Here is a 12,033-nt window from a genome sequence, read left to right on the forward strand (position 1 = left end):
GTTTAAAACCACCAATTTCCACGAATGATAATACAACAAAAATCAGGTAACCTAAACACGATCGACATCAACAACCGCAGTATCGACTGGCTGCAACTGGAATGGTTTGAGGCCAGTAAACGGATCCTGCGTAAACAAACCCGCTCAGGCAACGATATTGCATTAAAATTTCCTGACAGGAACCCGGCGTTCACCCAGGGCGATGTGCTGTATGAAGATGACACGATTATCATCGCTGTAGATATTTTGCCATGCGAAGTGCTGGCTATTCAACCGGCCAGCCTTTTTGAGATGGCATCGGTATGTTATGAGATCGGTAATAAACACCTGCCTTTGTTCTATGAAAAGGACGAACTGATGGTGCCTTTTGAAATGCCGTTGTTCCGGTTATTATCTGCCCAGGGTTATGTTGTAAAACAGGATAAAAGGAAATTGTTACAACCGCTAAAAACGACAGTTGCGCCACATGGGCATGGCAACAACAGCCTTTTCTCAAAGATCATGCAACTCACAAACGCCGGTGTATGAACCCTTCCCTGCTGCGTCTTTTACAATTAAGTGATCCCGCTTTGCCTGTTGGCGGCTTTTCGCATTCCGCCGGCCTGGAAACCTATGTACAATCGGGAATGGTAAACGACGCGGCCACAGCCAGCGCATTTATCACCGGCATGTTATCGCAGAACATTCATTATACCGATGCGGCCCTTCTTTCAATGGCATACGATAAGATTACCGATAATCAGTATACCGGCATTCAACAACTCGATGATCTGTGCACTGCCGTCAAACTCCCAAAGGAAATGCGGCAGGCCAGCCAGAAGCTGGGCATACGGCTCATAAAGATCTTTCAACCCTTATGCAATGATGAATGGCTGAACCGGTATGCAACGGCTATCCGGTCAAAACAATTGCACGGGCATTATTGCCTTGCATTTGGGATCATAGCCCACGCCCTGCAAATAGAAAAAACAGATGCGCTTACCGGTTTCTATTACAATGCAGCGGCAGGTTTTGTAACCAATTGCGTTAAACTGATCCCGTTAAGTCAGCAGGTGGGACAGCAGCTGTTGTTCTCCTTACAACCGCTCATCGCAGCGCTTGTTCAAAAGAATCAGCACCCTGATATTGAAATGACCGGCCTTTGCTGTACGGGTTTTGATCTCCGCAGCATGCAGCACGAGCAATTGTATTCGAGATTGTATATGTCGTGAAACCGAACAAAAACAAACACATGAACAGAACATATATAAAAATAGGCATCGCAGGCCCGGTTGGCTCGGGCAAAACGGCATTGATAGAACGATTGACCCGGCGATTGTATCCCGCTTATAGTATCGGCGTTATCACCAATGATATTTATACGAAAGAAGATGCCGAATTCCTTACACAAAACAGCGCCCTGCCTGCCGATAGAATTATTGGCGTGGAAACGGGTGGTTGTCCGCACACGGCCATCCGCGAAGATGCCAGTATGAACCTGGAGGCCGTTGAAGAAATGGCTGCGCGATTTCCCGGCGTGCAGATCATATTCATTGAAAGCGGCGGCGATAACCTGTCGGCTACGTTTAGTCCAGACCTGGCCGATTGTACCATATTTGTGATAGATGTGGCAGAGGGCGATAAAATTCCCCGCAAGGGCGGTCCCGGCATAACCCGCAGCGACCTGCTGGTGATCAATAAAATTGATCTTGCGCCCTATGTTGGCGCCAGCCTCGAAGTGATGGAGCGCGATGCGCGCAAAATGCGCAATGGCCAGCCATTCGTATTTACTGACCTGGTGAAGGGCGACGGGCTGCCCGATGTGATCAGCTGGATAAAAAAGTATGCATTACTGGAAGAAACAGCAGAACCGGTTTTATTCAGATGATCGCCCATTTGCACATACAAACCGCTTTGCGCAATGGTATCACTTACCTTAAGCAAAGTTATTGCACGCCGCCCTTTAAGGTTGCCAATATTACCGAAGATAAACAGGCCGGCCCGTTACACCTGATGCTGATGTGCTCATCGCCCGGCATCCTGGAGGGCGACGATTACCGGATAAAGATAAGCCTGGGAGAAAACAGCCACCTGCACCTGCATACGCAGTCGTACCAGCGATTGTTCAATATGAAACACGGCGCCCGGCAAAACATGGAAGTATACCTGCAAAAAGGCGCCGCACTTATTTACATTCCACACCCGGCAGTACCTCATAAGCAGGCCCTTTTCACCACCAACAATAAAATATACCTGCAGGGTAATAACCGGCTGGTGTGGGGAGAAATGCTCACCTGTGGCCGCAAGCTCAATGGCGAACAATTTGATTTCATCAAATATCACAGTATAACCGATGTATATCTTAACGGGCGGCTGGCCATCAGGGAAAACTGGCTCGTTCAGCCGGGCATTACCGATGTGTATGCCATTGGTCAATGGGAAGGGTATACACACCAGGCCAGTTTGATAATACTTGATGAACAGGAAAACATTACATCATACCACGACAATATCAATAGCTATTTATCGCAACAAAAGGAGATCACTTACGGCATCAGCGCCCTCCCCGTTACCGGCATTATTGTACGTATTTTAGGTTATAAAGCGGAACAATTGTTCAATTGCCTGAATCGCATCGCTGCGCTGGCCACAGCCAGCAATAGTGTTCCTGCAAAAAACCCGGGCAGGCATGTTATCTGAATTACAAATACTGGTATTTACGGCCGCAGGCATTGCCTGTTTGCATACCCTTACCGGGCCCGACCATTATTTACCATTTATTGCGTTGTCAAAGGCAAGGGGCTGGCGTTTTGGCAAAACCCTTATGTGGACCATCATCTGCGGCTGCGGTCATGTGTGGAGCTCTGTGATATTGGGTTTGGGCGGTGCTGCCCTTGGCTGGTCATTATCAAAGATCGCGTGGCTGGAGCATATTCGCGGGGGAGCAGCAGGCTGGTTTTTATTGCTGTTCGGATTTGGCTACGGCATGTGGGGTTGGGTCAGGGCTTACCAAAACAAAACCCATAAACATTTTGATACTGTTGAAGACGGAACTATTTATGTGTACGAGCATAAACATGGCGAAGCGGTGATGCCCAAAGAAAGGTATAAGGTAACACCCTGGGTAATGTTCATTATTTTTTTATTGGGCCCCTGCGAACCGATGATCCCGCTGTTGTATTTTCCGGCAGCCAAAAATAATTGGTGGGGCATGTGTTTGCTGATCATTGTATACACTTTCTTCACCATTGCCACCATGGTAGCAATGGTTATTATGGGTTATTATGGGGTGTCATTTTTGAAAACGGAAAAGCTGGAACGGTATGTTCACGCCCTTGGCGGACTAACCATCTTTATTTGCGGTTTTGGAATGCTGCTTTTAGGCTGGTGAGTGATCTCCATTCGCAGCGTGAAGCTTGCGGCCTGTATTTGTATTCGCTTGCAGCTTGTACTCACTCCCTCACAACAGTGCCGGTAATATACCCATACGGTTCATCGGTAGCTATGAAGATCTCGTTCTTATTATCCACCCCAAACTGCTCGAGGTTGAAAAGGATATGGTGTTTGTTCGGCATGTTCAATGTGATGTCGTTCACCGCTGCATATTTCTCCAGCACCGCCTCTCCCATGGCGAATAACGTATGTTGCACCGAAAGGCTTTGATGATTGGCAAATGTTTGCAACAGGGTAGTTCGTATGCCATTGAATAACTCAACAAAAAGCACATTGGAGGAATTGTAGGTCCAGCTTACTTCGCATTGGGTAGAAAAAATGCGGTCGCTGGTTTCTTTCAATGTGGTATACTGATCTTTTATATAATGCTCAAAACCTGAGTCGGTAGTTTTTAAGATCAACAGATCGGTAATACCGGAAGTAACTGTAATGCCTTTATCATTCTGTACAATTACGGCGGTATGTTTTTCATTGCCCCCGCTGCAATAGGCATGTGGATGGTAAGCGCCGTCAAAACGCAAGCGCTTCCAGCTATGTTCGGTCAATTCAATTCGCGCCTGGGAAATAGACGGGTTATTACTGATAAAGTAATTGGCGAGGTACAAACCAAACGACTCTATGGAAGAAACAAAATGTTCCTTCGCCAATGCATACACCGTGTTCTTTTGCGTATCGGTAGGAAGTATTTTGGTATTGTCGCCAATGGTATGGGCCGTTTCGAAATCACCTTCCAGCACCACATTCACGGAGATCTGCCTGAACTCATGGTATTCGGGGTGCCGGATGATCTTTGACAGGTTTACAGCGTTCTTACCATACGTGTTCTTTCCCAGTTTAATAGACATAGCAGCGTATTTTGGTTAATGTATACTCAATTTAAAGAATTAATTGTCTATTTTTAATAGCAACTACAATTATTCAAATATGAACTTCCGGGTCATCAGCGGTAAGAATATCTGCACACCTGAAGGGATCAGGGAAGGTTATGTATCTATACGTAATGGGCTCATCGAAGGTTTCCATACCGGCGAATCACCAGCCTGCAATCACGAAGCCATTGATATTGGCAACTTGTTGCTGATGCCCGGGCTTGTTGACCCACATGTTCACCTGAACGAACCTGGCCGTACCGGTTGGGAAGGGTTTGCTACCGGCACGAGGTCAGCAGCAGCCGGCGGTATTACCACCCTGGTAGATATGCCGCTGAACTCCTCACCCGTTACCACAACCGCCACCGCGTTTGATAAAAAAGCCGAAGCCGCAACAGGACAGTTACAGGTAGATTGTGGTTTCTGGGGTGGCATTATTCCCGGAAATGAAAAAGAGATACCCCAACTGGCAGAAAAAGGCGTATTGGGTTTTAAAGCGTTCCTTACGCATTCGGGCATCGATGAATTTCCCAATGTTACGGAACACGACCTGCATAAAGCCATGCCCGTTATCGCCCGGTATAATTTGCCATTGCTGGTACACTGTGAACTTAGCAATAACCAGCAACCCCAGCCGGGGAATGATGAGCGTTCTTACCGGCACTATCTCTCTTCGCGGCCAATGGCCTGGGAAGATGAAGCCATTGCATTGATGATACGGCTGTGCGAACAGTACCAGTGCCATGCGCATATTGTACACCTGTCATCAGCGGGTTCAATTGCACAAATAAAACAGGCCAAAGCAAAAGGACTGCCCCTCACTGTTGAAACGGCCCAACATTATTTGTATTTCAATGCAGAAGAAATACCCGATGGGCAAACCGCTTTTAAATGTGCGCCGCCCATTCGCGAAAGAGCAAACAATGAACAACTATGGCAGGCATTGCAGGAAGGAATCATTGATTTTGTTGCTACCGATCACTCCCCTGCCCCTCCGGATATAAAAGAAATAGCATCGGGCAATTTAATGAAAGCCTGGGGCGGCATAGCTTCGCTGCAACTGGCATTGCCCGTTCTCTGGACGGCGGCACGCAGCCGAAATATACCAGTTACCGATATGGCCAGATGGCTTGGCACGAACCCCGCCCAGCTGCCTGCAGGATTAAGTAAACTGAAAGGTAAGATCGCCCGGGGCTATGCAGCCGATCTTGTTGCATGGGACCCCCATAAAAAATTCATCGTTACCCCCGAACAATTGCATCATAAACATAAAACGACCCCGTACCTGAACCAGGAATTGTATGGTGTGGTAGAACAAACCTGGCTGGCCGGAGAATTGATTTATGACAATGGAAAATTCCCTGCACTAAATAAAGGAAAAATAGTTACACTTGATACCCCATAATCAACAACTGGCAACCGTCATCCTGCAACGGATCAATGAACTGGCTTCCATTAGTGAAGCCCCCGGCGTTATAACCCGTACGTTTGGCACCGATGCATTTGTAAAAGGACAAACGCTTGTTGCCCAATGGATGCAACAGGCCGGGTTACAAACCCGCATCGACAATATCGGCAATGTAAGAGGCAGACTGCCATCTTCCGTACCCGGCGCCAAAACCCTGGTGATCGCATCACACATAGATACCGTGTTCAATGCCGGTAAATTCGACGGGCCGCTCGGTGTGCTGCTCGGGCTTGCCCTTATTGAACAACTTATTGAGCAAAAGAGAACGCTGCCCTTTCATCTTGAGCTTATCGCCTTCAGTGATGAAGAAGGGTGCCGGTTTCATACAACCTACCTGGGCAGTAAGGTTGTGGCCGGACAATTTGACGCCCAACTGTTGAATAAACAGGACGCCAACGGAACTTCACTGGAAAATGTATTACAGGCCATGGGCAGCCATACTACATTACTGCCACAGGATGCCATTCGCGCCGGCGAATGGTTGGGATATTTTGAGGTGCACATTGAACAGGGGCCAGTATTGTATGAAAAAAATATTCCTGTTGGCATAGTTACCGCCATTGCAGGGCAAAAAAGAATAGCGCTCACCTTTAAAGGCGAAGCAGGTCATGCAGGCACCGTACCCATGCATATGCGAAACGATGCGCTATGCGCTGCTTCTGAATTTATACTTGAAGTGGAAAGGTTTGCCGGCAGCCATATGCAATCCGTGCTGGCAACCGTTGGCACAATGAACATTCACAATGCCGCCAGCAATGTTATCCCGGGCGAAGTAAGTTGTACCCTCGACCTTCGCAGTCCCAACCACCAGGTATTGTCATCCTGTTATGCCTACCTTGAACAATTGGGCACGGCCATTTGCCAGCGGCGAAATATTATTTTTGAGTGGAACCTTGTGCAGGAAACAAAACCGGTAAATTGTGATGCCAACATGAGCAGGTTGCTGGCTGCTTCGGTTCGCCAGTGTGGTTATGAGGTCGTTAACATGGTAAGCGGTGCAGGACACGATGCGGTGGCCGTTGCACCGGTATCGCCGGTAACCATGTTGTTCGTTCGTTGCTTTAAAGGCATAAGCCATAATCCGTTGGAAAATGTAGAATTGAAAGACCTGGCCGCTGCGGTAGATGTATCGGCAGCATTTTTACAATCACTTATTCAAAAATATAACAAGGGGTAATATGGAAATATCAGCGCTGACAAGAACGGTAGTAAAAAGCAATCATGCGGTTATTTGTCCCGATGGATATGTTAACAGTAATGTGCCCGGCTGGACGAACTGTACGGTCAATGTGATCATCAATGAACAAATGGGCGCACGGCTTTGTCAAACCCTGGTCACTTTGCAAAAAGACGGCAGCCTTACCGGCAGTACCCAACAATCGCAAATATTCTTTTATGTAATAGAAGGCGAATGCAAGGCCTCGGTAAATGGGGAAACAAAAATACTGACCGGCGGACAATTCGTATATGTGCCCATTCAAAAAGAATATGTGTTTGACGATCCTGCGCCCGGCACAAGGATCCTGACCTTTCATAAAGTGTATGAGCCTTTACAGGAAGCGCCGGTGCCGTTAACCCTTTTCGGCGATGCGGCTGCTGTGCCCGGTCCGGTTTACCTTAATGATCCTGCATTGCGGCTACAGGTATTATTGCCCGATAATTTATCGTTCGATATGGCGGTGAATATTTTCACCTATGATCCCGGCGGTCATTTACCGTTTGTAGAAACGCATATCATGGAACATGGTTTGCTGTATTTGCAGGGGCAGGGGGTTTATATGCTCGACAATCAGTGGTATCCAATAAAAAAAGGCGATTCTATCTGGATGGCCCCTTATTGTCAGCAGTGGTTCACCGCCATGGGCAAAGAACCGGCTGTTTATATCTATTACAAGAACGTGAACAGGTTTCCCACAGTTGTATAAAGTGAGAGAATTTGATATTTACAGGACTTTCACAGCCTGCGCCGATGAAGCCGGGGATTTGCCGTTTCACGTTCACGTCTTAAAAATCAATAACTATGACCATTGCCGAATTCGATCATCTTGATGTGGAAGAGAAAAAGAAATTGCTGCATAGCTGTTGTGGAAGCAGTACCTGGGTAAATAAAATGATATCGGCATTACCGGCCGAAGACCTGGTAGATCTGCTGGAAATAGCCGAAGAACAATGGTATGCCTGTCAGGAAGCCGACTGGCGGGAAGCATTTTCACAACATCCTAAAATTGGCGATCTCGATTCGCTGAAAGAAAAGTTTGCCGCTACGGCAAATTGGGCGGAAGGAGAACAATCATCGGTAAAACAGGCATCGGAACAAACCCTTGAACAACTGGGCGAAGGCAACCAGGTATATGAACAACGGTTTGGTTACATCTTCATCGTTTGCGCCACCGGTAAATCGGCCGATGAAATGTTGCAGTTATTAAACCAGCGGTTGTACAACAATCCGGAAGTGGAGATCCAGATTGCCATGGAAGAACAACTGAAAATTACCAGGCTAAGACTGGAAAAACTGTTCGGCATAACGACCTAAATCATAACCATACATGAGCCAGTTAACCACCCATATTCTCGATACCACCCACGGTAAACCTGCGGCTGGTGTGCAGATCGTGTTATACAGGCAGCACCATCCCGATTGGAGAGAAATAGTGCGCGGCTTCACCAATAACGATGGCCGCATTACCGACTGGCTGCCGAAAAACGAATTGCTATCCCCCGGGCAATACAAGTTGAGGTTTGAAACGGGTGAATATTATAAACATTTGATGATCGATCCATTTTATCCGTTCGTGGAAGTGGTATTCTCCATTTCCGATTCATCGCACTATCATGTGCCTTTGTTGTTAAATCCGTTTGGTTATTCCACCTATCGCGGCTCCTGATGGGCAGGCCGGAAAATGGCCACCCAACCTGTTGCAAAAAATCATATTTTACAATAAAGACGAACTATGAAATTTTCCATACCGGAAAATGAGCAATCTGCGCTGATGCAGCAATTGCAAACAGCCAATCTCAGATTCCAGCAAACATATCCCGGCGACAAACCTGATCGCCAACCCGTGCATACGGTATATGGCGGCGCCAATTTATTCAAAGCCGACACCTGTGTTAAAATGGGTGAGATCGCATTGAAGAACCTGCAAACGTATGCGCCCAATTTTGTAGTGCTGGCGAATGTATTGCAGTTGAACGGATATGAACATTTACCAAAGCATGAAAGCGAAATAGAAGCGCTGGCAAACAAACTGGCTGCAATGACCGAAACACAGCGCAAACAGGAACCAGCCTGGCTTGCGTTTACGGTGTACAACAAGATAATTGCCAAACTGCAAACAGAGGCGGTGGAAGATTTCAGAATTGATTTTGAGGACGGGTTTGGCAACCGGCCAAATGAGGAAGAAGATGCTACAGCGGTACAAGCTGCGCGGGAGTTGGCGGCGGGAATGAAAAACAACACGATCTCCCCTTTCATCGGTATTCGCATAAAACCTTTTACCGAAGACCTGAAACTTCGCGGTGTACGCACGTTGGATATTTTTCTGTCTGCCCTGCTTGAACAAACCGATGGTATATTACCGCGTAATTTCGTGGTGATGTTGCCGAAAGTTACTATTCCTGAACAAGTTGTGACGCTTGTTCGTTTGTTTGAAATACTGGAAAAAGCGAATGGGTTAGCCCCGGGGTCGTTAAAAATGGAAACCATGGTAGAGGCAACCCAGATCATAATGGATGAAGAAGGCCGAAACCCTTTGTTACGGATAATCAAAGCCAGCGAGGGGCGATGTATTGCCGCGCATTTTGGAACGTATGATTATACTGCTTCCTGTGGAATTACGGCCAAATATCAAACTATGGCGCATCCTGTTTGCGATTTTGCCCACCACATGACCAAGGTGGCGCTTGCAGGAACCGGTATTTTTTTATCGGATGGCGCAACTAATGTGATGCCCATTGGTGCACACCGGGGGCACCAGCTCAGCTTTGAGCAGATGGCTGAGAACCGGGAATCGGTACACCAGGCCTGGCGTACAGGTTTTCACCACACCATGCATTCGCTTATCAATGGCTTTTACCAGGGGTGGGACCTGAACCCGGCCCAGTTACCCATGCGTTATGCGGCTACCTATAATTTCTTTTTGAATAGTTATGAAGATGCGGTTTTCCGGTTAAAGACCTTTGTTGAACGCGCGGCTATTTCTACATTGACAAAAGACATCTTCGACGATGCCGCTACGGGGCAGGGACTGCTGAATTTCTTTTTAAAAGCGATGAATTGCGGCGCCATTACCGCGGAAGAAGCCACGGCTACCGGACTTACGATCGATGAAATACGCAGCCGGTCGTTTTATCGTATACTGGAAGGAAGAAGAAAAAAATAGTTACTGTTATAAATGCAACAACCCATCAGGGCCCTTCGGCTATGATGGGTTATTGCATTTATATAAATCGGTAAGCCAGATTACAGGATGGGGACAAACTCTTCTCTAAAACGGAAGCGGTTCCTGACCAAGTGCACACCCCTGTTTTTCTGATTCCTGACGGTATGCACCGAAAGCCGCATTTGCCGGGCTATTTCGTGGCAATCGAGGCCTTTGGTATAACTCAGCAACATGACTTCTTTACATTTTTCGGGAAGCTCGTTTACAATATTATGAACCTGTTGTAAAACCTCGGCATGAATAGCTTCATTCATGACCTCAGTTTCAATATCGTTCGATTGCTGACGGATGTTTTCCCTGATGCGGGCTTGGTACTGAGCCTTCTGATTATGGTTTAAACAGGCATTGCGGGTACTGATGTACAAAAACGCTTTTACCGCATAAACCGTTTTAAAGTCTGACTGCCTTTGCCAGAGCTTTACAAATACATCAGTGACTATATCCTGGGCAATGGCAGCATCATTGACAAGGCGGCGGGCAAAGAAACAAAGAGCTGGGTTGAACAAATGAAATACTTTTTCAAACTCGGGTAACTTCTGCTGCTTAAGACGTTTACTTTTCTCATTCGTTAAAGTGTCTGTATTCCTCATGATCATGTAGTTTTTGAAATGTCGCAACACATTTTTTAGTCTTTCCTTTTCATGGCTTCGTTGAACAAGTGGATATTTTGGAGGTTGATACAGGTTTCGTTAAAGACCGGCTGCAGCCCCGATGGCCAAACAGCCGGTGCGTTCTTCCATGTGATAAAAAGTTGTTTATTATGCTGTTAATAAACTGATTGCTGACTTATCATTTCTGTTGTACAAGTTTGCTGTAGCCTTCCCGGGATGAAACAAATTCCATTTTTGTTACTACCGGGCCTTTCCATTGTGTAAAAAACTTTCTAATACTTTCCATTATATAAAAACACCGGTGATGCCCGTTTTTACTAAAGCCGGGAAAAATAATTTCATTTATAATGGTTGCAATGTTAACTATTTATACATATGGGTGATTTTGAATTGATAAGGATCCCTTTGGAAAGCTGCAGGAGATAAACAGAGGAATTCTTTACAATAGCGGCAGAGAGAATAAACAAAGAATGAAGATTTTAACCATAAACATTAAACATTTTACTTAGTCGTATTTTGCGTTTTATCAATAAGTAATCAATAACGAAATATTTTTATAATATCTATTCGCTTTCTCCTAACTTTATTTGAGAAATGAAAATGAGATCATGCTTTCAGCTCATTTTCTACCACCATCCTACTTACCTTCCCGTGCCCCACTTTACCACTACAAGCAAGCCATATTCTTCGTAACCTTTTTCTGGCATCCCGATCCCTGACAAACTTCTCCAATTGCGTTACTGCCACCGCTTTGACTTTCCGCTCTAAACAGCGGACCGGGAGACTTATGCCCATCAACCAACGGGTACAATAATTCTCAATACACTCAATGTTTTTCCTGCTTTTTGAATAATAAAAGCAGCAACATTATGAAACAGACAAGACTACCCTTGTTCCTGTTGGCGTTTGTTATTATGCTAACGGCCCTATCTGCCGTAACCCCTGGTTTCGAATCCAAACCGGTGAAAAAACAGATCAATTATTATTGGTTCGACATTACTAACACCTGGCTTGGCCGACAGAACACCGTTACCAATGAAATGGCGCTTACCGGTCTCGATGAAAGTATATCGAATCCCAAAACACTTGTAGAAAAAGGCTGGGCTCCGGCCAATTGCATGATTGACGGTTTTGGCGTTCCTACACCCATCACATCCAACCCCGACAAAGCGCTGTATTCTCACCCCTGATTCCCGCACCGGCAGGGCGTA

The 12,033-nt window shown here is 46.3% G+C and carries 14 protein-coding genes; 12 read left to right on the forward strand and 2 right to left on the reverse strand.

What is annotated here, in order from left to right; translation table 11 throughout:
- Window positions 1-24 precede the first annotated feature (24 nt).
- Genes ureE through A4R26_RS08525 form a run of 5 tightly spaced genes read left to right on the forward strand, consistent with a single transcriptional unit; the run spans window position 25 to window position 3,370 of the window.
- On the forward strand, window positions 25-528 hold the full coding sequence (gene ureE, locus A4R26_RS08505; protein ID WP_081163360.1) for an urease accessory protein UreE: 504 nt from the start codon (window positions 25-27) through the stop codon (window positions 526-528).
- Window positions 525-1,211 carry an urease accessory protein UreF gene (locus tag A4R26_RS08510; RefSeq protein WP_081163361.1) on the forward strand — a complete coding sequence of 229 codons (687 nt, stop codon included), beginning with the start codon at window positions 525-527 and terminating at the stop codon, window positions 1,209-1,211. Before ureE ends, A4R26_RS08510 begins: the two co-directional genes overlap by 4 nt.
- A gap of 20 nt (window positions 1,212-1,231) precedes the next feature.
- Window positions 1,232-1,867: an urease accessory protein UreG gene (gene ureG, locus A4R26_RS08515; protein WP_081163362.1), complete on the forward strand. Its 636-nt coding sequence runs from the start codon at window positions 1,232-1,234 to the stop codon at window positions 1,865-1,867.
- Window positions 1,864-2,679 carry an urease accessory protein UreD gene (locus A4R26_RS08520; protein ID WP_081163363.1) on the forward strand — a complete coding sequence of 272 codons (816 nt, stop codon included), beginning with the start codon at window positions 1,864-1,866 and terminating at the stop codon, window positions 2,677-2,679. The genes ureG and A4R26_RS08520 overlap by 4 nt, the downstream gene beginning before the upstream one ends.
- On the forward strand, window positions 2,669-3,370 hold the full coding sequence (locus A4R26_RS08525) for a hypothetical protein (RefSeq protein ID WP_081163364.1): 702 nt from the start codon (window positions 2,669-2,671) through the stop codon (window positions 3,368-3,370). The genes A4R26_RS08520 and A4R26_RS08525 overlap by 11 nt, the downstream gene beginning before the upstream one ends.
- A 61-nt stretch (window positions 3,371-3,431) precedes the next feature.
- On the opposite strand, the gene pucL is transcribed toward A4R26_RS08525, so the two are convergent.
- On the reverse strand, window positions 3,432-4,277 hold the full coding sequence (pucL, locus tag A4R26_RS08530) for a factor-independent urate hydroxylase (protein ID WP_081163365.1): 846 nt from the start codon (window positions 4,275-4,277) through the stop codon (window positions 3,432-3,434).
- 79 nt (window positions 4,278-4,356) lie between these two features.
- On the opposite strand from pucL, the gene allB reads away from it, so the two are divergent.
- The 6 genes from allB (at window position 4,357) to A4R26_RS08560 (ending at window position 10,151) form a co-directional block, all read left to right on the forward strand.
- Window positions 4,357-5,706, forward strand: a complete 1,350-nt coding sequence (gene allB, locus A4R26_RS08535) for an allantoinase AllB (RefSeq protein ID WP_081163366.1) — start codon at window positions 4,357-4,359, stop codon at window positions 5,704-5,706.
- Window positions 5,693-6,946 carry an allantoate amidohydrolase gene (locus A4R26_RS08540; protein WP_081163367.1) on the forward strand — a complete coding sequence of 418 codons (1,254 nt, stop codon included), beginning with the start codon at window positions 5,693-5,695 and terminating at the stop codon, window positions 6,944-6,946. Before allB ends, A4R26_RS08540 begins: the two co-directional genes overlap by 14 nt.
- Before the next feature lies 1 nt (window position 6,947).
- Window positions 6,948-7,694 (forward strand): (S)-ureidoglycine aminohydrolase, encoded by a 747-nt coding sequence (gene allE / locus A4R26_RS08545; RefSeq protein WP_081163368.1) that lies wholly within the window; start codon window positions 6,948-6,950, stop codon window positions 7,692-7,694.
- Window positions 7,695-7,789: 95 nt separating this feature from the next.
- On the forward strand, window positions 7,790-8,302 hold the full coding sequence (gene uraD / locus A4R26_RS08550) for a 2-oxo-4-hydroxy-4-carboxy-5-ureidoimidazoline decarboxylase (protein ID WP_081163369.1): 513 nt from the start codon (window positions 7,790-7,792) through the stop codon (window positions 8,300-8,302).
- A gap of 13 nt (window positions 8,303-8,315) precedes the next feature.
- Window positions 8,316-8,654 carry a hydroxyisourate hydrolase gene (uraH, locus tag A4R26_RS08555; protein ID WP_081163370.1) on the forward strand — a complete coding sequence of 113 codons (339 nt, stop codon included), beginning with the start codon at window positions 8,316-8,318 and terminating at the stop codon, window positions 8,652-8,654.
- A 66-nt stretch (window positions 8,655-8,720) separates the two neighbouring features.
- Complete coding sequence (locus A4R26_RS08560) at window positions 8,721-10,151, forward strand: DUF6986 family protein (RefSeq protein WP_081163371.1); 1,431 nt, start codon at window positions 8,721-8,723, stop codon at window positions 10,149-10,151.
- 80 nt (window positions 10,152-10,231) lie between these two features.
- Here the strand turns inward: A4R26_RS08560 and A4R26_RS08565 are convergent, their stop codons facing one another.
- The gene (locus A4R26_RS08565) at window positions 10,232-10,801 is read right to left on the reverse strand and encodes an RNA polymerase sigma factor (protein WP_165760195.1); all 570 of its coding nucleotides are present in this window, start codon (window positions 10,799-10,801) and stop codon (window positions 10,232-10,234) included.
- An 890-nt stretch (window positions 10,802-11,691) separates the two neighbouring features.
- On the opposite strand from A4R26_RS08565, the gene A4R26_RS08570 reads away from it, so the two are divergent.
- Window positions 11,692-12,012, forward strand: coding sequence for a hypothetical protein (locus tag A4R26_RS08570; RefSeq protein WP_081163373.1), 321 nt, complete (start codon window positions 11,692-11,694; stop codon window positions 12,010-12,012).
- Window positions 12,013-12,033: the final 21 nt, after the last annotated feature.

The sequence above is a fragment of the Niastella populi genome, assembly GCF_002078015.1.
In the GTDB taxonomy this organism is placed as follows: domain Bacteria; phylum Bacteroidota; class Bacteroidia; order Chitinophagales; family Chitinophagaceae; genus Niastella; species Niastella populi.